This is a genomic window from Christiangramia lutea (genome assembly GCF_022489035.1).
GTDB lineage: Bacteria > Bacteroidota > Bacteroidia > Flavobacteriales > Flavobacteriaceae > Christiangramia > Christiangramia lutea.
The window spans coordinates 534,144-558,737 of sequence record NZ_JAKVTV010000002.1; the positions used below are offsets into that span (position 1 = coordinate 534,144).

20 protein-coding genes are annotated in these 24,594 nt (G+C 38.5%); 15 read left to right on the forward strand and 5 right to left on the reverse strand.

Annotated elements, in window-relative coordinates; translation table 11 throughout:
* Nucleotides 1-20 precede the first annotated feature (20 nt).
* Genes ML462_RS08800 through ML462_RS08810 form a run of 3 tightly spaced genes read left to right on the forward strand, consistent with a single transcriptional unit; the run spans nt 21 to nt 3,340 of the window.
* Nucleotides 21-1,493, forward strand: a complete 1,473-nt coding sequence (locus ML462_RS08800) for a circularly permuted type 2 ATP-grasp protein (protein WP_240713435.1) — start codon at nt 21-23, stop codon at nt 1,491-1,493.
* 3 nt (nt 1,494-1,496) lie between these two features.
* Nucleotides 1,497-2,441: an alpha-E domain-containing protein gene (locus ML462_RS08805; protein ID WP_240713436.1), complete on the forward strand. Its 945-nt coding sequence runs from the start codon at nt 1,497-1,499 to the stop codon at nt 2,439-2,441.
* Between the two features lie 41 nt (nt 2,442-2,482).
* Nucleotides 2,483-3,340, forward strand: coding sequence for a transglutaminase-like domain-containing protein (locus tag ML462_RS08810; protein ID WP_240713437.1), 858 nt, complete (start codon nt 2,483-2,485; stop codon nt 3,338-3,340).
* Here ML462_RS08810 and ML462_RS08815 read toward each other — a convergent pair whose 3' ends face one another.
* The gene (locus ML462_RS08815; RefSeq protein ID WP_341481579.1) at nt 3,341-5,713 is read right to left on the reverse strand and encodes a zinc-dependent metalloprotease; all 2,373 of its coding nucleotides are present in this window, start codon (nt 5,711-5,713) and stop codon (nt 3,341-3,343) included.
* A gap of 116 nt (nt 5,714-5,829) precedes the next feature.
* Between ML462_RS08815 and prfB the strand changes: the two genes are divergently transcribed.
* From prfB to ML462_RS08835, 4 genes are all read left to right on the forward strand, one after another.
* Nucleotides 5,830-6,928, forward strand: a protein-coding gene (gene prfB / locus ML462_RS08820) for a peptide chain release factor 2 (RefSeq protein WP_240713439.1) whose coding sequence is annotated in 2 segments (ribosomal slippage) — nt 5,830-5,892 and nt 5,894-6,928 — 1,098 coding nt in all. Because the reading frame shifts where the segments join, the coding sequence is not laid out codon by codon here.
* A 70-nt stretch (nt 6,929-6,998) separates the two neighbouring features.
* Nucleotides 6,999-7,340 (forward strand): arsenate reductase (glutaredoxin), encoded by a 342-nt coding sequence (arsC, locus tag ML462_RS08825; protein ID WP_240713440.1) that lies wholly within the window; start codon nt 6,999-7,001, stop codon nt 7,338-7,340.
* Nucleotides 7,341-7,352: 12 nt separating this feature from the next.
* The gene (locus ML462_RS08830; protein ID WP_240713441.1) at nt 7,353-7,721 is read left to right on the forward strand and encodes a hypothetical protein; all 369 of its coding nucleotides are present in this window, start codon (nt 7,353-7,355) and stop codon (nt 7,719-7,721) included.
* A gap of 115 nt (nt 7,722-7,836) precedes the next feature.
* Nucleotides 7,837-10,377: a TonB-dependent receptor gene (locus ML462_RS08835; RefSeq protein ID WP_240713442.1), complete on the forward strand. Its 2,541-nt coding sequence runs from the start codon at nt 7,837-7,839 to the stop codon at nt 10,375-10,377.
* Between the two features lie 55 nt (nt 10,378-10,432).
* Here ML462_RS08835 and ML462_RS08840 read toward each other — a convergent pair whose 3' ends face one another.
* Nucleotides 10,433-10,609 carry a hypothetical protein gene (locus ML462_RS08840; protein WP_240713443.1) on the reverse strand — a complete coding sequence of 59 codons (177 nt, stop codon included), beginning with the start codon at nt 10,607-10,609 and terminating at the stop codon, nt 10,433-10,435.
* A 127-nt stretch (nt 10,610-10,736) separates the two neighbouring features.
* Nucleotides 10,737-11,249 (reverse strand): hypothetical protein, encoded by a 513-nt coding sequence (locus ML462_RS08845; RefSeq protein WP_240713444.1) that lies wholly within the window; start codon nt 11,247-11,249, stop codon nt 10,737-10,739.
* Nucleotides 11,250-11,536: 287 nt separating this feature from the next.
* Between ML462_RS08845 and fumC the strand changes: the two genes are divergently transcribed.
* The gene (gene fumC, locus ML462_RS08850) at nt 11,537-12,934 is read left to right on the forward strand and encodes a class II fumarate hydratase (RefSeq protein WP_240713445.1); all 1,398 of its coding nucleotides are present in this window, start codon (nt 11,537-11,539) and stop codon (nt 12,932-12,934) included.
* Between the two features lie 65 nt (nt 12,935-12,999).
* On the opposite strand, the gene ML462_RS08855 is transcribed toward fumC, so the two are convergent.
* Both ML462_RS08855 and ML462_RS08860 read right to left on the reverse strand, forming a co-directional pair.
* Nucleotides 13,000-14,418 (reverse strand): serine hydrolase domain-containing protein, encoded by a 1,419-nt coding sequence (locus ML462_RS08855; protein ID WP_240713446.1) that lies wholly within the window; start codon nt 14,416-14,418, stop codon nt 13,000-13,002.
* A gap of 53 nt (nt 14,419-14,471) precedes the next feature.
* Nucleotides 14,472-17,636 carry a cytochrome c biogenesis protein CcsA gene (locus tag ML462_RS08860; protein ID WP_240713447.1) on the reverse strand — a complete coding sequence of 1,055 codons (3,165 nt, stop codon included), beginning with the start codon at nt 17,634-17,636 and terminating at the stop codon, nt 14,472-14,474.
* Between the two features lie 128 nt (nt 17,637-17,764).
* Between ML462_RS08860 and ML462_RS08865 the strand changes: the two genes are divergently transcribed.
* The 7 genes from ML462_RS08865 to ML462_RS08895 all read left to right on the forward strand — a co-directional run bounded on the left by ML462_RS08865 (nt 17,765) and on the right by ML462_RS08895 (nt 24,549).
* Entirely contained in the window at nt 17,765-18,526 is a 762-nt protein-coding gene (locus ML462_RS08865) for a Rossmann-like and DUF2520 domain-containing protein (RefSeq protein WP_240713448.1), read from the forward strand.
* The gene (locus ML462_RS08870) at nt 18,510-19,025 is read left to right on the forward strand and encodes a KdsC family phosphatase (RefSeq protein ID WP_240713449.1); all 516 of its coding nucleotides are present in this window, start codon (nt 18,510-18,512) and stop codon (nt 19,023-19,025) included. The genes ML462_RS08865 and ML462_RS08870 overlap by 17 nt, the downstream gene beginning before the upstream one ends.
* A gap of 7 nt (nt 19,026-19,032) precedes the next feature.
* Complete coding sequence (locus ML462_RS08875) at nt 19,033-19,947, forward strand: geranylgeranylglycerol-phosphate geranylgeranyltransferase (protein WP_240713450.1); 915 nt, start codon at nt 19,033-19,035, stop codon at nt 19,945-19,947.
* A gap of 3 nt (nt 19,948-19,950) precedes the next feature.
* On the forward strand, nt 19,951-20,538 hold the full coding sequence (locus ML462_RS08880) for a Maf-like protein (RefSeq protein ID WP_240713451.1): 588 nt from the start codon (nt 19,951-19,953) through the stop codon (nt 20,536-20,538).
* A gap of 22 nt (nt 20,539-20,560) precedes the next feature.
* Nucleotides 20,561-21,448, forward strand: a complete 888-nt coding sequence (locus ML462_RS08885; protein ID WP_240713452.1) for a septum formation inhibitor Maf — start codon at nt 20,561-20,563, stop codon at nt 21,446-21,448.
* Entirely contained in the window at nt 21,448-21,987 is a 540-nt protein-coding gene (locus ML462_RS08890; protein WP_240713453.1) for a mechanosensitive ion channel domain-containing protein, read from the forward strand. The genes ML462_RS08885 and ML462_RS08890 overlap by 1 nt, the downstream gene beginning before the upstream one ends.
* A gap of 72 nt (nt 21,988-22,059) precedes the next feature.
* On the forward strand, nt 22,060-24,549 hold the full coding sequence (locus tag ML462_RS08895) for a PIG-L family deacetylase (protein WP_240713454.1): 2,490 nt from the start codon (nt 22,060-22,062) through the stop codon (nt 24,547-24,549).
* Nucleotides 24,550-24,594 lie beyond the last annotated feature (45 nt).

A 24,594-nucleotide genomic window follows, 5' to 3' on the forward strand; every position in this document is an offset into this window, starting at 1 on the left:
TTTTATGACAAACCTGATCTATGAAAAGCACAAACAACAATCCAACTTTCAAGTCTTATAACCGTGATCCACAGTTATACGACGAGATCTTTGATGAAAACGATAATGTAAGGGAAACTTATGAAACCCTTTTTGAATTATATAGCGAGCATTCGGCGAAGGATTTTGGAAGGTTGAATAATAAGGCCAAGGCTTCCTTTTTTAACCAGGGTATCACTTTCCAGGTTTATGGAGACCATGAAATAAAGGAAAAGATCTTTCCATTTGATCTTTTTCCAAGGATCATCGATGCCGAAGAATGGAAACATATCGAAAAAGGAGTATTGCAACGAAGCAAGGCCCTTAATGCATTTCTCAGAGATGTCTATCACGGAAAAAAAATAATCAAGGAAGGGATTGTTCCATTGGACCTCATCAGCTCTTCTGAGAATTACCTCGACCAGATGAATGGCTTCGACCCACCCGGAGGCATCTACAATCATATTTCGGGTACCGACCTGATCAAGCATTCAGACGGGAAATATTATGTTCTGGAAGACAACATCAGGTGTCCTTCTGGGGTGAGTTATGTGATCTGTAACCGTACCGCTTTAAAAAGGGCACTTTTCGGGGTGTTTAATCATTACCAGGCCTATTCGGTAACCAATTATGCTGAAAATCTTTTGGAGATACTGGAAACGGTGAAACCTAAAGGGGTTGATGTTGCTAATTGCGTTGTGATCACCCCTGGAATTTACAATTCTGCCTATTATGAACATTCCTATTTGGCAAAAGCCATGGGGGTTGAGCTTGTTGAAGGTCAGGATCTGTTTGTGGAAAATGATTTTGTCTATATGAAAACCATTAACGGACCAGAAAAAGTTGACGTTATTTACAGAAGAATAGATGATCAGTTTTTAGATCCGTTAGAATTCAAACCAGATTCTACCTTAGGAGTACCGGGTTTGATGGCTGCCTATAAAAAAGGAAATGTTTGCCTGGTTAATGCTCCTGGAACAGGCGTTGCCGATGATAAGGCAGTTTATACCTATATGCCGGAGATTATAAAATATTATCTCAATGAAGAGCCTATACTAAACAATGTACCTACCTATCACTGCAGCCGGCCCGATGAACTGAAATATGTACTGGATAATATTCAAAATTTGGTTATCAAACCTGTGGATGAAGCCGGAGGTTATGGAATTTCTATTGGAAACCGTTTAACAGAGGAAGAAATCGAAAAAGTTAGACAAACCGTAAAAGCCAGTCCCAGAAAATATATCGCTCAGCCCATAATGTCACTTTCTGTACACCCTACCTATATAGAAGATTCAAAGTGTTTTGAACCTCGCCATGTAGACCTGCGTACTTTCACTCTTTTGGGTGCCGATAAAAATTTCGTACTAAAAGGTGGTCTTACCAGGGTTGCCCTTAAGAAAGGAAATCTAATAGTTAATTCATCTCAAGGTGGTGGTTCTAAGGATACCTGGGTATTAAAAAACAATCATTAATTTATGTTAGCAAGAGTAGCCAATAACCTGTTCTGGATGGGAAGATATATCGAACGCGCAGAACATGTAGCCAGATATTTAAATGTTAATTATTTCGCATCACTGGACGCCCCCAATGAATTATCTCAATCGAGACAATTCGTTTTGCAATCCATGCTTTTTATGGCCGATGATTTTTCCAGAAATGGAAATGAGCTGAATGAAGAAGAGGTGCTTTATGATATTGCCCTGAATCCAGACAAGCACTTTTCGATCATCAATTATGTAAAGTTGGCCAGGGAAAATGCGAACAGTGCCAGGGATCTTATTTCAACGGAACTTTATGAAGCGATCAATAAATTTTACCATTTTGTACTGAATTACCCGGTAGAGAATTTCAAAAAAAATGGCCTCTACGACTTTAGTGTTCAGGTAACGGAAAACACTTCTATTCTAAGAGCAAAGATACGCGGTACTTTATTACATGATGAAGTTTATTCAATCATCATGCTGGGAGTAAATATCGAACGAGCCACCCAGATAATCAGAATAATTAATTCAAAATATAAGGATGCAGTAATTGCCCAGGGCAGTTATGGAGACACGCTCAAAAACAGTTATGAATGGACCACCTTATTAAAATGTGCAGAATCCTACGATATGATGAGAAGGTTCTACAGGCAGACTCCAACAAGTATTACCACCCTGGAATTTCTTATTCTGAATACAGATTGCCCAAGATCGGTGATGAATAGTCTAAATGAGGCATGGGAACATATAAATGATCTAAGCCATGAGAAGCATCCTTCCAAAAACTCTTCAGCCTTTTTAATTGGTAAGGTAAGGGCAAAATACCAGTTCAAAGTCATCGAGGAGATAGAAAGCGACCTTCAATCATTCATCAAAAACATCCTGGACGACCTCAATAGAATAGGGATTAAACTTGAAAAGGAATATTTTCACTATTAATTCCAGAAAATGACTTTATAATGAACGAATAATTTTTGGAGATGAATCTGGATTACAAAATACGTTATACTGCTAAAAATACTTATGAGAATAAAACTCATGGTGCCTTATGGCAGTTCCTTATTATTCCTGAAAACAGCGAATCACAACAACTTATCTTTGAAGATTTCAGTAATTCTTTAAACATCCCGGTAGAAAATTCTATCAATGGATATGATTTTAGAACCTATAGAATTAGACCCAGGCAATCTATAGAAGAAATAGTTTTTACTGCCGATTTCCAGGTAATTAAAAAAGTGGAAAATATTTTTGAAAGGGTTTCTCATGAATTTTCCGAAAGCGAATACTCAGATCTAAAATCTTTGCAATTCAGGGCTAAAAATGATATGTTCCTGAGATTTACAGATCTAACTACACTGCACCAAAAAGTAGATTTTGAATTTCATGAATCTATTAGTCTGTTCGAAAATCTTCAAAATCTCAATTCCTGGATCAAAAATGAGTTTACATTTAAGACGAATGTTACCGATATAGATACAGACCTAAATCATATCCTGGAGATCAAGCAGGGCGTTTGCCAGGATTTTACTCATTTATTCATTGCCATCGCCAAGCAATTCGGAATCCCTTCCCGTTATGTTTCAGGATATCTGCACCAGGGAAATGGATATTTCGGTGACTCACAAATGCACGCCTGGGTAGAATGCAGTATTCCCGGAAGCGGTTGGATAGGTTTCGATCCTACCAATAATCTCATTGCAGCTGAAAATCATATCAAAGTTGCCCACGGCAAGGATTATTCAGATTGCCCGCCATTGAAGGGGGTGGTATATTCTTCAGGAAAAAATGAAACAGAATATAGCGTTCAGGTTTCAGCCCAACAGCAGCAACAGCAATAATTAATAAGACCCGATTGGCGAACCATCCGGAATTTTTGGAACATTCAGTTCCAGCTTAAATTCTTCCGGTTTATCCCTGAACTCACCAATGTTTCGGTACATCTCCTGGGACACGGCATCCTTTCTTCCCCTTAGCCAATTGGCCAGCTCGTCGATCTTAGCGTTGGTGACCGCTTTCACCATAGGGGTCGCATCTTTGTTCACTGCCAGGTTTAAAAGATGTTTAAATACCACAAAATTGATGGTATTTTGAACTGCCTGCATATAACTGTCTTTTTGATCTTTTTTAATAGTCTTTTCGATCGATTCGTCCAGCACCTGAGATAATCCAGGTAGGTTCTTATTAAGCGAATGCTGCTGAATAAGTCTTTCGGCCCTTGCTGGATGAAACAACAGACTCATGCTCATATCGCTTGCGGTTGCGGCCGCTCCTAAAGCATCAAAGGCTACATCGGTATTGCTTTTAAATGATTCCCGATCTCTTCCGTACCCAAAAGCCCGTGGAGGAAAAAGTGCTAATTTTTCCTTTGGTATTGCCAGTTCTTCAGCGGTTAAGGTGTGCAGGATTTGCCTAAGCGCCTTCTCCTGGAGTTTTCCGTCGAGGTGTTCAACCACCTGCTCCGGACTACCCTTTACTGCGTAATTATATTCCAGGCCTCCTACTATTTTCACAGCAGCTTCGGTTTGATACCTGTGGAAAAAATACAGGGGTACAAAAACATCCTCAAGAACGGAATATGGCTCCCCTTTCCTTATATTGTCTTCTGAAAAATTGCTGATCGCTTTTTGTCGAATTTCAAGAACTCGCTCCAGTTCATCGGCCGCGTTATTTCCATTGTCCCATAAGTGAGCAAAAGCGTGAGCTCCTCCTGAAGAACGGGCATCAGAATCTGAAATGAATCTTATACCTTCCATATTTGCTTTTTCCAAAATGGAATTCAGGTATTCCCTTTCCTGCATTCCTTCAGGCACATCACTGTAACTATAATTTACAGTTACTTTATCCCACTCGCCTATTCCGGTATCATAGGCATTGGCAAATTCAATTTCACCATTATTTAGTTCAAATTGAGGATGAGGATAATCCATTACCGAAGCCCTATCATTAGTACTTGCCGCAAAATTATGAGCAAAACCAATGGTGTGCCCTACTTCATGAGCTGAAAGCTGACGTATCCGGGCCAGGGCAAGTTTCATCATAGGATCATGATTTGTATCACTATTAGCAAAAGGTTTGTTCATCATCGCCTGTGCGATCATAAAATCCTGGCGAATCCTTAAACTTCCAAGACTTACGTGCCCCTTGATTATCTCTCCTGTTCGGGGGTCCACTACACTGGCTCCGTAGCTCCAACCACGCGTGGAACGGTGTACCCATTGAATTACGTTATATCGCGCATCCAAAGGGTCGGCTTTATCTGGTAACATTTTCACCTGGAATGCATTCTTATAGCCTATGGCCTCGAATGCTTGATCCCACCATTTCGCTCCATCCAGTAAAGCCGATCTTACCGGTTCGGGAGTTCCCGGATCCAGGTAATAAATAATAGGTTCTACCGGTTCGCTCACTTCTGCCTCAGGGTTTTTCTTTTCCAAACGGTGTCTTACCGCATATCTTTTTTTAATGGGCTCATAAACCGGGGAAGCATAATCCATATAAGAAATAAAGATGGCTCCGCTCCTTGGATCAAATGGTCTTTTTTGATAATTATCATCAGGAAGTTTTACAAATGAATGATGCTGGATCACACTTATGTTTTTTGCATTTGGAACAACCGAGCTCACCGTTCGGCCTTTTGGCTCTCCTCCAAATGTAAGCAGAGCTTCAAATTCAGAATTTTCAGGAAAAGATTTGGTTCGTTCAAGAGCGAGGGCACTTTTGTCCTTATTGAGCTTATAAGTACCGTAGTTTCCAGATTTCAATCTACTGGCAACCCCATGAGCATCCTGCATCAAAAATGGCGTAAAATCAATGATATACTTCCCCTCCTTTTCTTCCTTGATTTCAAATCCGAATAAAACCGATTTTCCAAAAGCCTCGGCAACGCTTTGCTTTTCTGCTTTATTATCGGTAATAGCCCTGTAATCCTGGTTTGGCTGAATCAACAGAAGTTTATTTCCCGCCTTTTGAAATTTCACGACCGCAGTGCCTCCTAACTGCCCCCGGTCTAATCCAATATCATTTGAACCTACTCCGGTAGTTAAAAAATGATTGTAAAGAAATTCCTGATCCAGATTCTCTACCTCAAGGTAGATCTCGTCTTCTTTCTCATCGTAATGAAAATTGAAAAAGCCCTGATAATCCTTTAGGTCTTCTTTATCTTCTAAAAATTGAGCGTTTACTGGAAGCGAAATACTGAAAGTCAGAATTATAAATAAAAGATTGCGCGTTTAGTGGGTTTTTTATAGCCGTTTAAAACTAAAAAATATTCGTTAAATACTTTTCCGAAAGTCCCTTAAATTCTATTTTTACGACAAATCGACCAAGAATGATAACAACTGAAAATATTAAGGATCTTAAGGAGCGCCTGGTTGCGTTAAGGAGGTATCTTTGACATTGATGCCAAAAAGATCGAAATAACCAATATGGAGGAAAAGACCTTTGCTCCTGATTTCTGGGACGACCCTAAAAAGGCCGAACAGATCATGAAAGAGGTTAATGCCGAAAAAAGCTGGGTGGAGGATTATGAAAAAGCTGAAACCCTTGTTGATGATCTCGAGGTCATTTACGAATTCTATAAGGAAGAGGAAGCCACCGCTGAAGATGTTCAGCAAAGAAACGATAAGGCAGTTGACCTAATTGAAGATTTGGAGTTCAAGAACATGCTCTCAGAAGAGGGTGATAATATGAGCGCTGTTCTTCAAATTACTGCTGGTGCCGGTGGAACTGAAAGTTGCGACTGGGCAGAGATGCTAATGAGAATGTATCTTATGTGGGCTGAAAAACGAAAATATAAGATTAGAGAACTCAATTACCAGGCTGGCGACGTTGCGGGTATCAAGACCGTTACTTTAGAAATTGAAGGAGAATTTGCTTTCGGCTGGTTAAAGGGTGAGAATGGGGTTCACAGATTGGTGAGAATTTCTCCATTCGATTCCAATGCCAAAAGGCACACCTCCTTTGCTTCAGTTTATGTTTATCCCCTGGTAGATGACAGTATCGAAATTGAGATCAATCCGTCACATTTAAGATGGGAAACCATGCGATCTTCTGGGGCAGGTGGACAGAATGTAAATAAGGTGGAAACAGCGGTAAGATTACATCATGAGCCTACGGGAATTGTAATTGAAAATTCTGAAACCAGGTCTCAGCTGGAAAACAAGAACAAAGCCATGCAACTTTTGAAATCCCAGCTATTCGAGATCGAACTTCAGAAAAGACAGGAACAAAGACGTGAGATAGAAGATTCCAAAATGAAAATCGAATGGGGTTCACAGATCAGGAACTATGTAATGCATCCTTATAAACTGGTAAAAGACGTTCGAACTGGTGAGGAAACAGGTAATGTAGACAACGTAATGAACGGTGAGCTAGACCCTTTTTTAAAATCTTTTCTGATGATGATGGGACAACGGAACGAAGATTGATACCTATCCTGACAATTTAGATTTTTTATAATAAAATAATTGATTATTTTAAAGTTAGAAAAACAAAGAAATGCTGAAGATTTATCATAACTCAAGATGTAGAAAGTCCAGAGAAGGACTGGAAATATTAAAGAATTCTGATAAAGAATTTGAAATAATAGAATATCTTAAGGAACCACTAACCGAAAATGAACTGGAGAACCTGATTAATAAACTTGAGATCACTCCTATTCAATTGGTTCGGAAAAATGAGAAAATCTGGAAGGAAAAATATAAGGATAAAGACCTCAGCGATCGCGAATTGATTAGTGTAATGGTAAAAAACCCTAAATTGATTGAAAGACCGATTGTAGAGAGTGATAATAAAGCGGTTATTGGAAGACCTCCTTCAGATATTGAAAAACTGCTTTAAAATTACAGGAGCATGAAATTACAACACAGAATAGCATTGATAAGTGTGGCTGCAGCCGCTGTAGCAGGTTTTGTCTATTCCCAGATCTATATTCATGAGAAGAACAGAAAGGAGATCAAGGAAGTGGCCAACGAACTTGCGCTAACCTGGAAAAACCAGTTACATCTAAATGCAGAGCAAACCCAGTTACTGGAAGATGCTATAATTGAATTTACCATTAAGAAGAATGAGATCATTAATTCGAGTTTGGGAATCGAACAACAGGTTAACAAATTAAAGACCATTCAGAAGAGCGAATACAGATCCTTGAAAAAGTTTCTTGATGATGAGCAGTTCGAAAATTATATTTTTTTGAACAAGCAACTAACCCGAAAGTCCTAGAATACAGGTTTTTATTTAAAATGTTTAATTTTTATGAATTTTTGTTTAACAAAATATTAACCGCATTCGTTTAAACCATTCCCTTTCCTTTTGGTCATAAAGGAAAATACGCATAATGACCAATTCGAAAATCCTAACTCTTAGCCTGATATTGGGCTTTTTCAGTATACTCTTTTTTCCAACCTACGCTCAAGGACCTTCCAGTTTCAAGAAAAACACCATTAAAGGGAAGGTTATGGATGATGAGCTTAACGTACCTTTAGAATACGCTACCGTTACTGTAGAGAATGTTGAAAATTCTTCAGACGTTGAAGGCGGTATCACCGATGCTCAGGGTAATTTTTCTGTAGAGGTAAAAAATGGCACCTACAACATCAAGATCGAATTCATTTCCTATGAAACAAAAGTATTCCAGAATCGAACAGTGAAAAGCGATCTGGATCTAGGAACCATCAAGTTAGGCATGGGTTCAGAAAATCTTGACGAAGTTGTAGTTCAGGCTGAAACTACACAGGTAGACATTAGACTGGATAAAAAGATCTATAATATAGGAAAAGACCTGACTACTGCAGGTGGAACAGTTAGTGATGCGTTGAATAACGTACCCTCGATTTCGGTGGATATTGAAGGTGGGATTAGCCTGAGAGGTAATGAAAATGTTAGAATCCTGATTAACGGAAAACCATCAGCAATGGCTGGTTTTGGAAATACAGATGTATTGAGTCAGTTACCAGCTGAGGCCATCGAGCGTGTTGAGGTAATCACCTCTCCTTCTGCCCGATATGACGCTGAAGGTACCGCAGGTATCATTAATATCATTCTTAGAAAAAAAGAGACACTCGGTTTTAACGGGTCTATAACTGTAAATGGTGGAATCCCAGATAATGGTAATATTTCAGCGAATTTAAATTACCGTACAGACAAATTCAACCTGTTTACCACTACTGGATACAGATATTCTGAATCTCCGGGATATGCTTATTTCGATACCAGATATTTTGAACCAAGAGAAGACATTTTCTTAGGAAATATCGAGTATGATCGAAATATTGAAGACCGGGATTATGACAGGATCAACCGGGGATTTAACTCTAATCTTGGTTTAGAATATTATATTTCAGACATGTCTTCAATTACCGGTGCCGTTTTTTACAGACTTGGAGATGACCGGGATGTAACGCTAAACCGTAATGATTATATACTTAATGGCGAAAACCTGCTAGGCTCAAATCGTACTGAAACTGAAAATGAAGAGGATGAAAGTATACAGTTCTCTCTTAATTACATTAAAAGATTCGACAATAAAGGACATGAACTAACTGCCGATTTTCAATTCGAGAATGATAGTGAAACTGAAGATGCTTTTATTGATGAGCCTATCACCTACAACAATACCGATATTGATGCGGTGAGAGTTCCTTCAGAATCTACAATTACCGTGGAAGATCAAAAGGAATACCTGTTACAGGCAGATTACGTTAGACCTATTGGCGAAGATTCTCAATTTGAGGCTGGTTATCGTGGAAATATTGAAAATGAAGTTACCGACTATAAATTATTCCAGGAAGATGCAGATGGAAACTTTATTTTAAATGAAAACCAGACGAATGTTTTTGATTATACCGAAAACGTTCAGGCCTTATATACTCAATATGGAACTAAATTTGGTGAATTTAGTTTCTTATTAGGATTAAGACTAGAAAACACCAATCTAAAAGGTAAGATCGACTCTGAGCTAACGGAAGAGGAATTACAGGAAGAATTCTCTTTTGATATAGACACAGATTTTGACAATAATTACCTGGGCTTATTTCCTACGGTAAATATTATCTACGAATTGGGTGAGGAGGAAAATTTAACCCTTGGATATAACAGGAGGATCAACAGGCCAAGAGGCTGGTATATTAACCCCTTCCCATCCAGAAGTAGTCGTAATAATATTTTCCAGGGTAACCCAAACCTGAATCCTGCGTTCTCGAATGCTTTTGATCTGGGATACCTTAAGAGATGGGAGAAATTTACCCTGACTTCTTCGGTTTATTATCAAAGAGAAACTGACGCGTTTCAACGGGTACAAGAAGAAGTTCTCATAACGGGACCTTCAGGCCAGGAAATCGAAGTGATTAGAAGTATCCCATTTAACCTTGCTACGAATGATAGAATGGGAGGTGAACTTGGATTCTTGTATAATCCGGCAGATTGGCTGAGATTAAATGGTAGTGCCAATCTTTTCCGCTTCAAACTTGATGGTGAATTTAATGGTATAGATTACAGCCAGGATAACTTCAGCTGGTTTGGTAGATTTAGTTCCAAGGTCACTCTACCCTGGAAAATCGACTGGCAGACGAATTTATTTTACAGAGGACCTTCAGATGAGATCCAGGGAACCCAGGAAGGTATTCTGAATATCGACCTTGCTTTCAGTAAAGAGATCTTAAATGAGAAGGCTACAATTTCACTAAATGTAAGAGACATTTTTAACGGAAGGAAAAGAGCGAGTTTTACAACTACTGAATTCTTTGAACAGGACAGCGAATTCCAGTGGAGACAGGGACAGTCTGTTAACCTTTCTTTTATTTACAGGTTCAACCAGAAAAAACAGCGTCAGGACAGAAGAGGCAACGGAAATGATGACTTCGACGAAGGTGAATTTTAATTTGGAAACAATTTTGAAAAAGCATAAAAAAAGGGACTAATTAAAGTCCCTTTTTTTATGCTTTTTCCGCTTTAGCTTTTTTGCGTTCTTCGCGTTTTTCTTTGATCAACTCTCCAACAGAACCTCCAATCCAGTAAGGAAGGAAAGCCATTAGAAAGATCATAAGCCAGAAACCCATCGTTAATATCGCTAAAAATGCTAAGAAACCAAGGTATTGATCGAATTCGAACATAACATTCAGAGTTTGATTTGAATCTTGCCAAAGATAGGAAGTCTACAGCGCTTATCACAAAAAATAACTGTTTAATTTTTCTCGGCTGAATATAACTAACTTTAAATGTTCTGGTTGGGATCAAATTTTATTCAAAAAGGAAAAGTCTGAATTCACCGTCCATTTCTCCAAAATTATCGGGCAGGCCACTAATCAATTCTCTGCAACCTATTTTACCTTCCAGGAAATTATCTGTAATTGAACTGATTTCAATGAAGTTAGATTGTAGGTTCAGAGCCTCACCGGGATGTATTCTCCAGGCTTCTGTTCGTAAAGGGCTTTGATAACTCACCCAGCTCTGACTATAAATATCTTTACCAAAATAGTACTTTCCAGCCCCCACATAATTATCAATAAAAATTTCAATAATATTACCCTCAGCAGATATTGCCTTTGCTTGAAGATTAATCCTTCCCGAAGGGGTGAGAATTCTCTTAAATCCAAGCGGAGCCATATTTTCGTCTGATAAAAATTCTGAACCGTTAACGCTCGCATTTAAATATTGCTCTGAATTTATATTATTATCGTCATCAGAACTACAGCTTAAAGAAATCCCTATTACAATCGACATTAACAGATAAATGAAACTTTGCTTTTTCATAGTACTGATGTTTAAATAATTAAGGAATAAAATTAAGGTTTAAGAGTATATTCTGGAAGTGGAAAATTCCTGTAGTTTGCGTATAAATAACTGTTTTACAGGTTTTTACGTATAATCTAAAATTTACTTTATCAAATTATCATAAGCCTATTTTTTAAGATATAAGATTTTGTATTTTAAGGTAATCGTAAAAAGAGACGGTATTCTTTGAAATTTAATTTTAAAGATTTTTTAGTTTAAAGAAAATTGTGAAACCTTAACTTTGCGAAACAACCAATTTTTGCATTATGGATTACAGAATAGAGAAAGATACTATGGGGGAAGTTAAAGTTCCTTCAGATAAATTATGGGGTGCCCAAACCGAACGTTCGCGAAACAATTTCAAGATCGGTCCGGCTTCTTCCATGCCGCTGGACATTATTTATGGATTTGCTTATCTAAAGAAAGCAGCTGCATATACGAATTGTGAATTGGGAGCTTTAACCGTAGACAAAAGAGATCTTATCGCCAAAGTTTGTGATGAGATCCTTGAAGGAAATCATGACGATCAATTTCCACTGGTGATCTGGCAAACAGGAAGCGGTACTCAAAGTAATATGAATGTGAACGAGGTGGTAGCTAACCGGGCACATCAGTTAGCTGGAAAAACTATCGGCGAAGGAGAAAAAACACTTCAGCCTAATGATGATGTAAACAAATCTCAGTCTTCCAACGATACCTTTCCAACAGGAATGCATATTGCTGCTTATGCTAAAGTTACCAAGGTAACTTTGCCAGGCCTGAAGAAACTACGAAATACCCTTAAGCAAAAATCTGAAGATTTCAAAGAGACGGTAAAAATAGGGAGAACTCACTTCATGGATGCTACCCCCCTAACCCTTGGCCAGGAATTTAGCGGTTATGTTGCTCAACTGGATTACGGAATTAGGGCGCTGGAGAATACTCTTCCTCACCTGGCTGAACTTGCCTTAGGAGGAACTGCAGTTGGAACAGGCTTAAATACGCCTAAAGGATATTCAAAAAGAGTTGCTGAATTCATAGCGAAATTTACTGATATGCCATTTGTTTCTGCCGGTAATAAATTTGAAGCCCTGGCTGCCCATGATGCTTTTGTAGAAACCCACGGAGCATTAAAGCAATTGGCCGTTTCCTTAAATAAAATAGGAAACGATATTAGAATGCTGGCTTCCGGACCAAGGAGCGGAATTGGGGAGATCAATATCCCGGCAAACGAGCCAGGTTCCTCAATTATGCCCGGAAAAGTAAATCCTACCCAGTGTGAGGCATTAACCATGGTTTGTGCACAGGTAATAGGAAATGATACTACCATGAGTGTTGGAGGTATGCAGGGGCAGTTTGAACTGAATGTTTTCAAACCAGTGATGGCAAACGCGCTATTGCAAAGTGCTCAGCTTCTGGGAGATGCCTGTACTTCCTTCGAAGAGCACTGTGCAAAAGGTATTGAGGCGAATACTCCTAGAATTAAAGAACATCTAGAGAACTCTTTAATGCTGGTAACTGCATTGAATACAAAAATTGGATATTATAAGGCGGCAGAAATTGCCAATACAGCACATAAAAATGGTACGACCCTGAAAGAGGAAGCCGCAAATCTTGGTTACGTAACCGAGGAGCAGTTCGACAAATGGGTAGACCCAAAAGATATGGTTGGAAATTTGAAATAGAACCCTAAATATCTTGAAGTAAATATAAAGCCCCTGAAATTTTCAGGGGCTTTATATTTCAATATTCAATTATTTGCTTTCCTTCGGTTTCGTTCAATTTTTAATTTCAGTGTTCGTTTTTTTGGATTTAGCTCGAGGGCCTTTTGATAAGCTTCTTCCGCTTTTTCATACATCGTCAGGCTCTCGTAATTCTGACCTTTGATATCCCAAACCTCCCAGTCTTCGGGTAATTCCTCCACCATAATATCACTTAACTGATCGCTTACCTGCCAATTTTCATTGCCAAAATTAAGTCTTTCCAGCCAGTAAATATTCACGATATTAATTGGAAAACCTTCCGCCTTCAGAGAAACATATGCATCAACAAGATTTTCAGTTTTTCCAGATTCAATAAGATCGGCCAATTCATAAGCGATAGTTCTCTCGGGCTTCTTTAAAGGGAATCCAGGAAGCATCAATTTTAGCCCAATATCATCGTTTAGCTTACCTGAATTAGAGAGAATAACTACTCCGGTTTGGTTATTCTTATTATAGCCAATGAAAGAAGTAAAGCCTCCGGTTCCACCATTATGAATTAAGATTTCAGAATTTCGACCTGGTTTCATAACAAACCAGCCGTCTTTAAAATTCAATTCGCTATTACCTAAATTTTTAATCCCGGTAGGTATCGTATTGTGAATGGTCCCAGGTTTAAAGATGTCATTGTTCTCTTTCCGAAATTTCAGGTAATTCAAAAGATCATGTGTGTTGCTAATAAGAGCTCCGGCATACCTGCTGGGGCCGTTAAAATGCCAGAACTTATTTCGTAAACCTAAATTGGTGGGTTGAGCAATATTTTCTTCACCAACGGAATGATCTAAATAGGTGTTTTTTAGTCCGGCCTTTTTCAATAATTCTCCCATCAACCTTTCGAAATCCTTACCCGTTTTTTTCTCCATAGCCCTTCCTAAAATTCCATATCCAAAATTTGAATAACTCCAGGTTTTTAAACTATCTGGTATGAATTCAAGAGTTTGTAATTCGCTTAAGAGTTTTTCTTTGGAATAATCATTATAGGGATCTGACCAGTCTTGAGGCGAAAACTCATTCGATAATCTTGGAACTCCCGAAGTATGATTTCTTAGTTCAGAAATTTTAATATTTTCCAGCGCATGGTTTTCAACCTCAGGAAAGAAATGAGAAAGTGAGGTATCCAGGTACTCTACTAAATGTTGCCTTACAAGAAACGCAGTAAAAGTCTTAGTAATCGATCCTATTTCATATAAAGTAAGACTATCTGGCTTTTTACCGGAATCATTGATTTCCCCAAAATTGTAATACATGGTCTCGCCTGATGGAAGCAAAATACCTAAAGAAATACCCGGATTTATTTCGAGTTCTGTTCTCCTGATAATTTCCTGTTGAATTTCTTCTGGTAGATCCTGAGCTGAAACCAGTAAACCACAGAAGATAAAGAGAAGGTTTACTATATTTTTAAATTTCATTTCAGTTTAATTTATCTATAAAACCTTCCCAGGATTAATTGACTTTAAAATGCCTAATTTTTGGCGAAATGCTTTTTGAATTTCCAGTAAGACAATCCTCCCAGAAGAGCCACAACTGCGATTGAGTAATAAACAAAACTTGGAGTGATCACCTTATCTCCACTTGCATAAGAATGTAAACCACTTAAATAGAAGTTTACACCAAAATAGGTCATCATAATACTTGCAAATGCAACAATGGCCATCAGGTTAAAGAACCAGCGACTTCTCAAGCCAGGCACCAGTCTCATATGAATCACAAATGCATAAACAAAAATACTAATTAGCGCCCAGGTCTCTTTTGGATCCCAGCCCCAGTATCTTCCCCAGCTTTCATTAGCCCATTGCCCGCCTAAAAAGTTACCTATTGTAAGCATAACAAGGCCAACGGTGAGAGCCATTTCAGTGATCACAGTGATTTCATGAATATTGATCTCCATTTTCTTCTTGTTCTCCTCATTTGTAAGTATCATGAGTATAAGCGCTACCGCACCCAGGATCATTCCCAGGGTGAACGGGCCGTAACTACCAACGATTACGGAAACGTGTATCATTAACCAGTAGGAATCCAGTACAGGCTGTAGGTTTGCAATGGCGGGATCCATCCAGTTCCAGTGCGCGATCATAAGTATCATTGAAGTAACAAAGGCAGTTGATGCTATGGTTAAATTCGATTTTCTACCGAAGGCAAGTCCGAAGAACATCGTAGCCCAGGCCACATAGATCATAGACTCATACGCATCACTCCATGGTGCATGACCAGAAATATACCATCTGGCAGCAAGGCCGGCTGTATGCACCACAAATAAAACGATAATTGCTCCAGCACTTATATTAATAAGCCCTCGTATGAATTCATTGTCTTTAAATATCTGAACAATCACAAATACCAGCATTAATAATCCGGCCGACATATACATCCAGAATAGATTTCTGAAAACATCATATTTATTATAAAGAATTTCGGCGTTCACCTTTTCTTCTGAAGGCATCACTTCACTACCAAATTTGGTTTGGTAACTTTTTATGCTTTCCAGATATTGATCAGCTTTCGAATAATCACCAGTTTCTCTTGCAGTCCTCAGGGCGTTCATATATAATGGAAGGATCTGCTTGGTATAAACCGAATCCATACCGGTTAAATTAGCCTCTTCAACCTCTGGATAAGAAACCCATTTATTATTATCATCTTCCGGAATTGGGAAGATCTTCAATACTTTTCCCTGTACTGCCTGGTAAAGCAGGTTGACTTTCTTATCTGTTTCGATGAAATCTTTTTGAAACTGATTTGGAACGGCCGCTTTATAAGCTCCTTCTAAAACAGGAGATAATTTATAATTACCTCTTTGGTCGAAGAAATCGGTTAAAGCTAAATATTTCTTCCCTTCCTCAACTCCGAGCATATTATGAAGACTGTCATTATGCTTTTTTACATATATAAGCGGAGCCTGGTACCAGAATACCGGATTTTCAGTGATCGATACAAGCACCTGATCTGAGGTTAAACCGGCATATTCATCACTTTTACTCAGTTTTCTTAGCAACTCTGAAGAATAGGTATTCGCAGGTTTCATTCTCCCTCCTGCATCCTGAATAATGAGCCTTCCGAATTTTGCGGCGTGTTCTTTACTTACCGCGTTTTTGGTAATAATGCTGTCTATCTGGGAAATTTCAGCATCTATATGATCGTGATCTTCATCTTGGGCATTCATTCCGAAAGAAGCCACAAATAGCAACAATATAGTCGCCAGAGATTTTTTACGTTTTTTAATCTTCTTCAATGTCTTTTCAAGATGTCCGAATCTTGAATTCTTGTCAAATAATATCCACATTAATCCAAAATATAACAGGAAGTAACCTATATAGGTAATCCAGGTTCCCCAGAAATCACGATTTACTGAAAGTACGGTTCCCTTCTCATCAGGTTGAAAACTGGACTGGAAAAACCTGTAGCCCTGCTCGTCTAGCACATGATTCATATAGATATCGTAAGGCTCGGGTTCTTCTCCCTCTTTAATGATTTCAACTTTACTTTTAAAGGATGCATAACCAGGAGTTGGTCTGTCTGCTGTTCCGGGATATTTTTCCGCAATAAAATCGTTCAATTTTAAAGCGAATGGAAGTTCTCTTTCAATGCTACCGTAATTCAGGAAAATCTCAAGTCCAGCAAGATTAACCTGCACTGGATCTGCTACAATTCCCTGGCCTCCCAGTAAGGTCAAAGTTTCAGACTCACCTTCTGAAGTCACCTTTACCGTCACGGCGTCCATGTCTTCCTTGGTCTTCGGATTTGTAGGAACTATATCATACTCCCCTTTAATGACAGGTTCTGGAATTACAAATTGCATTGCTCCCAGGTTATAAAGAGATCGCAACATCAGGGTTTGTGTAGAATCTTTTACCAATTCCCCCTGTTTTTGATCGGCCATTCTCATATAGGTACCATCAAATGGTGAATCGATAAGGTATTCGCCTTCTTCAGTTAACTGAATATTAATCGCTCCATCCTGCGGACTATTCAGTGTAAAAAGAACATTATGAATATTACTAACCTCTCCTTGTTTCAGGTAGTGATCATGACGATTACCGTCACCAGCTTCTACGATCTTAAGATAATTCTCACCATCTTCAGTTGGTACCAGAGCTTCTTCAGCACCGTGAATGAAATTGGTTACCTCGAACTTAACCGGCTGACCGTTAAAATCTGTATTCAGTTTATAATCATTTTCAACCTCAGGCCCGAACAGAACGTCTTCCTGTAAAACCCGCCTTCTGGCATTTCCATCAATCTCACCATCGATAAAAAATGTGAGGTAAGATTCCTGGCTCATAAAAGTATTCGTGGTTTCCCCTTCCCTAATCGGCATTATTCCTTCATAACTAATGTATCGGGTTACAAAGGCACCAATTAAGATCAAGATAAAAGCAAGGTGAAGCAACAGGGTGCTCCATTTCTCTTTTTTATAAAGCTGGTAACGCTTAATATTACCAATAAAATTGATCAAAAGGAAAAGCATGATCCCCTCAAACCACCAGGTATTATAAATCAGGATTCTTGCGGTCTCAATACTATACCAACTTTCTATAAATGTACCCATGGCCATGGCTACTGCGAAAATTATAAATAAAACGGCCATAATGCGGGTAGAAAAAAGGATAGAGGCTATTTTTTTCTGCATGGAAGAAGTGTCATTTTAACGGCTGCAAATTTAACGATTTATTATCAGTTTTCAGGGCTTATCCCTGTTCAATCTCCAGTGCACAAATGTTAATTTCACTCGCATGAAATTTTTGGTATTTTAGCCGCATGATTAAAGTGGTAATTATTGGTGCGGGAAATGTGGCATTTCACTTATACCAAAGCTTTTCCCAGAATGAGCAATTCGATGTGATCCAGGTTTTTAACCGAAATAAAGCTCACTTGGATTTTGTTAATGACCCAAAACGGAGAATATCACATCTCGAAGAGGTAAAAGATGCAGACCTTTATCTGGTAGCCATAAAAGACGAAGCTATAGAGGAGGTTGCGAAAGAACTCGAGCTTAAAACTGGTATTATCGCACATACATCCGGTAGTCAGCCCATGGAAGTACTGACGAAATACGAAAACCATGGAGTTTTCTATCCTTTACAGACTTTCTCCAAGAATAAACCTGTGAATTTTAAGGATATTCCTGTTTGTCTGGAGGCAAATTCCCAGGAAAACTTAAAATCCTTGAAAAAAATAGCTGCACAAATAAGCGACAAGGTTTTTGAGGTAGATTCAGAACAACGAAAAGCACTGCATGTTTCTGCGGTTTTTGTGAATAATTTCAGCAATCATCTTTTCGCTTTAGCCGATGATTATTGCAAAAAAAATGATCTTCCTTTCGAGATCCTAAAACCGCTCATCAAAGAAACCTTCTCTAAGATTGAGACCCTGGATCCATTTTCAGCCCAAACAGGACCTGCTTTAAGAAATGATCAAAAAACTATTTCTGCTCATCTGGAATTGCTGGATGATGACAAAAAAAAGATATATACTATATTAACCGAATCTATTCAAAAACTACATGGAAAAGAGTTATAAAGAGCATCTAAACCAGATAAAAACATTTGTATTTGATGTTGACGGCGTACTTACCGACGGGAATATTCAAATTTCAACCAAAGGCGAATTACTAAGAACCATGAATACCAAAGATGGTTATGCCATGAAAATGGCGCATAATGCCGGTTATACCGTTTGCATTATTAGCGGTGGAAAAAACGAAGGTGTTCGTGCCCGCTTACGTGATCTAGGCATCACCGATATTTACCTGGGAGTAAGTGATAAGGTAGAACAAATGGATGAATTCTTTGATATCTACGGAATAAGACCCGAGGAGGTTCTTTATATGGGTGATGATATACCAGATTACTATCCTATGAAACTTGTAGGATTACCTTGTTGTCCCCAGGATGCTGTTCCTGAAGTAAAAGAAGTATCGCTTTATGTTTCTCATCAAAAAGGTGGAGAAGGATGCGTAAGAGACGTTATAGAGCAGGTGATGAAAGTTCAGGGTAAATGGATCGATAAAAATTCTTAATTACAACATGTTGAACTACCTCAAACTGGTAAGGGCTGGAAACCTCGTATTCATTGCTCTTACGATGTTTCTTATCAAATACGGACTTTTCGAACCATTTGGGGTTTCCATCACCTTAAACCTGTTTGGTTTTTCAATGCTGGTACTCGCTGTGGTCTTGGTTGCTGCCGGAGGTTACGTCATCAACGACATTTTTGATGTTCAGGCCGATCTAAAAAACAAACCCGATCGTACCTTCATAAAGAATAAGATCTCAGAAAAGTCGGCCTACCGACTTTTCTTTGTTCTAACGATTATTGGAGTCGGGCTTGGTTTTTATCTTTCGAATATGATAGGCAAGCCGGGATTCACGGCCTTTTTTATATTCGGTTCTGCTATTCTATACTTATATAATTCGCAGTTCCAGCAGACTATCCTGGTAGGCAATATTTTGGTTAGCCTAATTGTAGGTCTTATTCCTATTGGTGTAGGCTTATACGATCTTCTTCCGGCTATCAATTCTGAAAATCAACAAACCCAGTCTACCATCTTTTCTATTCTGATAGACTATTCCATTTTTGCTTTTCTGATCAATTTCTTAAGAGAGATCGTTAAGGATCAGCAGGATATTAATGGAGATTACAATGCAGGCTATAAAACCCTGCCTATTGTTTTCGGAAAGAGCCGAACCAATAAAATCTTATTTGTAATTGGCCTTATCCCACTAGGATTTTTGATCTACTACATTTATCAATACCTTTTTGAAAATACCAGAGCCGTAGTTTATACACTATTTTTGCTGGTAGCCCCACTACTCTATTTTCAGATTAATATCTGGACTGCGGAAAAGAAAACCGAATTTGCTTTGCTAAGTAAGATATTAAAAGCCGTCCTTTTCTTCGGGTTAATTTCTATAGGTTTATTGCAATTCATATTATTATAAATTATGCTGAAAGAATTCATTAAAAATCACGAGATCATACTGGCCTCAGGTTCCCCGAGAAGACATAAGTTCTTTCAGGAACTGGAAATTCCGGTTACGATAGACGTTAGGCCAATTGATGAAGTTTATCCTGAAAATCTGAAAAAAGAGGATATCACCAATTATCTAGCTGTTTTAAAAGCCAAGGCTTTTAAAAACCTGGAAACAAATCAAATTTTGATCACCAGTGATACCATTGTGTATAATGATGGGAAAGCTCTTGGAAAACCTTCAGATCATGCCCAGGCGGTAAGTATGATCAAATCTTTATCTGGGAAAGAACATGATGTGATCACCTCAGTTTGCTTTACAACTTCAAATTCTCAAAAGGTTTTGAATTATACTACAAAAGTGTTTTTTACAGAATTGAGCGATGAGGAAATAGATTATTATGTAACCAACTACAAGCCGTTCGATAAGGCCGGTGGTTATGCCATTCAGGAATGGATAGGTTTGATAGGCATCGAAAAGATTGAAGGCAGTTACTTTAATGTTGTAGGTTTACCTACACAAATGGTATATAAAACCCTCAGGGAATTATTGGAAATCTGATTTTTGTATTTTTAAAAGAAAAATGAGAATTACCGCATTCTTCCTTGGCTCTATATTGATCCTGGCATCCTGTGCCCGGTCTTCCCAGGAAAAAAAATCACTTAATTTATCCCAGGAATTCAAAGATTACTGGTATTCCGGAACTGCGGAGATCACTTCCTATGAACTGGAACAGGCCAGGTATGGTGAAATTAGAACCGGAGAAGCCGTACTCATTTATGTAACAGAAGATTTTCTTCCCGAGGAACAGGTGAAGGCAAATTCTTCAGAATCTGAGAATATTTCGGTTTTAAAACTGAATGCTACGAAAAAATTCCTGACCGGGATTTACCCCTACAGTATCATGCAAAGCAGTTTTTATCCACTTGACGGAACAGAGCATGCACTAAAAGTTTCAGCCTCTATTCAGGAATGGTGCGGACAGGTTTATACACAACTAAACAATAGAAATAATTTTGAGGTTACTAGCCACTCCTACTTTCAAGGGGAAGCAGATCTGGATTTCAGTCTTGAAAAGACTTACCTGGAAAATGAGATTTGGAATGTTTTAAGAATAGACCCGGATAGTGTACCTGTGGGAAATTTTAAAATGATCCCATCCTTAGAATATTTGAGACTTAGCCACAAAGAAATAAAGGCTTATGCTGCTACCGGAGAGTTCTACACTATAGAAAATTTCAACATCTATACCCTGGAATACCCGGAACTTGAAAGAGTATTGAAGATTTATTTCAGTAGGGGCTTTCCATATTCCATAGAAAAATGGGAGGAATCCTATCCTTCAGGCTTTGGTGAAAATGTGGAAATATTAACTTCAAAGGCGGTTAAAAAAGCACAAATTAAGACGGATTACTGGAATAAAAATTCGAATAAAAATCTACCTTTACGGCAAAAACTGGAGTTAAATTAATGTACGACCTACTTTTAACTTATCGCGAACAACTGGTATACTCACTGGCAGTAGTGATCCTCTTATTAGTTATCCAATTTGTTTTGAAAAAAGCTGCGAACAAGGTTGGAAAACGAAGCGAGATCAACATCACCCGAACCAGGCTTATGTTCAAATACATAAATATACTCATATTTTTGATCGCGGCATTTTTACTTTCTTTTGCCTGGGGTGTAGGAATCGCTGAACTGTCGCTAATCTTCTCCTCGGTATTTGCCATTATTGGAGTTGCCCTTTTTGCCATTTGGTCTATTCTAAGTAATATCACTTCGGGAATCATCATGTTCTTTTCTTTCCCTTATAAGATTGGCGATACGATAAAGATACACGATAAGGATATGCCTATTGAAGCTGAAATTGAAGATATTAAGGCCTTTCATCTTCATTTGAGAACTTCAGATGGAGAACTTATAACCTATCCTAACAACCTGATCCTCCAAAAAGCGGTTTCTTTAATAGAAGTTCACGGCAGGTATGATGAAGGGAAAGATGCTCTCTGAATTTTTAAAACTAGCCTAAAATTACCCAGAGAAGAACTGAAAGTTTTTATATTTGGTAAAACCCTTTATTCCATGCGAAAATTAGTTTTTGCTCTACTTCTTCTTAATTTCTCATTTAGCCAGGCCCAGGCTCCGGAAAAATGGAGTTCCCTTGAAATATATAACAATATTAAAAAACTGAACTTTTTAGGTTCAGTGCTTTACATTGCTGCACATCCAGATGATGAAAACACCAGGCTCATCTCCTATTTTTCGAACGAAAAGAATGCCAGGACCGCCTATTTATCACTAACAAGAGGTGACGGCGGGCAGAATTTAATAGGACCTGAACTTAGAGAACAACTAGGTCTAATTCGCACCCAGGAATTACTTGCTGCAAGAAAAGTAGATGGTGGTGAACAATTCTTTACGAGGGCCAATGACTTTGGGTATTCCAAGGCGCCTTCCGAAACCCTGGAGATCTGGAATAAGGATGAAGTTTTAAGTGATGTGGTTTGGATCATAAGAAAATTCAGACCAGATGTTATCATCAATCGCTTCGACCACCGCACGCCGGGAAGCACTCACGGGCATCACACCTCTTCAGCAATTCTAAGCGTTGAAGCTTTCGACCTTGCAGGATCTAAACAGGCTTATGAGGATCAGTTGAAATTTGTTAAGCCTTATCAACCAAAAAGACTATTCTTTAACACCTCGCCATGGTTCTACGGTGGAGACGAAACATTCAGGGAAGCTGATAAATCTAATTTTGTAAGTTTTGACACCGGAACCTACTTTCCGTTAAGAGGAAAATCTAATACCGAAATAGCCTCAATTAGCCGTAGCCAACATAGATCCCAGGGATTCGGAAGCACAGGTACACGTGGTGAGCAATTCGAATATTTGGAATTATTGAAGGGTGACCTTCCATCTAAAGATTCAGATATTTTCGATGGGATAGACACAAGCTGGAATCGTGTTGAAAATGCTGACGAGATTGGGAAAATCCTTGCTGAAGTTGAAGAAAAATTCAGTTTTGAGGATCCTTCCAAAAGTCTGCCACAACTTCTTAAAGCCTATAATCTTATTCAGAACCTTGAAGATGGACACTGGAAAGAAGTAAAAACAGAACAGATAAAAAATATCATTTATGCCTGTTCCGGTTTGTACCTGGAGGCTGTTGCTGAAAAACCAGCAATAACCCCTTCTGAAGAATTACAGGTTAGCCTGGAAGCGATCAATAGGAGTGATAAGAAAATCCTCCTTAAAAGAGTTGAATTAACTCCTAACAACTCTGTTTTGGAGCCTGGGATTAATTTAACGAATAACAAGAACTGGAGTAGCGAAATGACCTTTAGAATTCCGGCAGCTGCTAATTTCACAACTCCATACTGGTTGGAAGAAGAAGGTAGCATGGGAATGTATACTGTTAAAGATCAAAAATTAAGAGGACTTGCGGAAACACCTTTAAATACGAAAGCTTCTTTTATCGTCGAATTTAACGGGACTTCAATCACTTTTGAAAAGCCGGTGGTTTACAAGTACAATGACAACGTGTTTGGTGAAACCTATAAGAACTTTGAGATCGTACCCCCTGTGGACCTGAAATTTGAAGAGGATGTTTTAATTTTCAATAATACCGAAGCGAAAGAAATTACAATACAGGTGACTTCAAAGCGACCTGATATTGTCGGGGAACTAAACCTGAAGGCAGGAAAAGACTGGAAGATCGAACCAATAAAAACTGAATTTTCCATAACTCAGTCAGGCGGGACCGAAAACCTGAAATTTAAGATCACTCCTCCTGAAGGGCAAAGTGAAAGCAGGCTTAATCCTGAAGCAACTATCGCAGGAAAAGTATATAACCAAAGCCTGATCGAGATCAATTACGAACATATTCCAGATCAAAATCTGGTAAAAACGGCAAGCCTGAAACTGGTGAAATTGGATATCAGTAAAAAAGGTGAGCAAATTGCTTACATCGAAGGAGCCGGTGATGTGGTTCCTGAAAGTCTTGAGCAAATTGGATATACCGTCACTAAAATCACACCTTCTGAAATCTCAGTATCTGCACTTGAAAAATTTGATGCCGTAGTTCTTGGAATAAGAGCCTTCAATATACTGGATGACTTAAAATTCAAACAAGATCAACTTCATAAATATGTAAAAAATGGCGGTACCATGATTGTTCAGTATAATACCAACCGTGGATTGGTCGTAGATAATTTATCACCTTTTGCATTAAACTTATCACGAGATCGGGTTACCAACGAAAACGCAGAGGTGACTTTCCTTGCTCCGGAGCATCCTGTTCTGAATACTCCGAATAAACTTTCTAAAGCCGATTTTGAAAATTGGGTTCAGGAAAGAGGATTATATTTTCCGGGGAGCTGGGATGAAAACTTCACTCCTGTTCTAAGCATGCATGATAAAGGGGAAACACCTAAACAGGGAAGTTTACTGGTAGCAAAATATGGAGAAGGATATTATATATATACCGGAATTAGCTTTTTCAGGCAATTCCCGGAAGCGGTTCCTGGTGCTTTCAGACTTTTCGCTAACCTAATTTCAATTGGTAAATAATGGAAAAACCCGAATCTTACCATTGGAAAAAAACGTATACCCTTG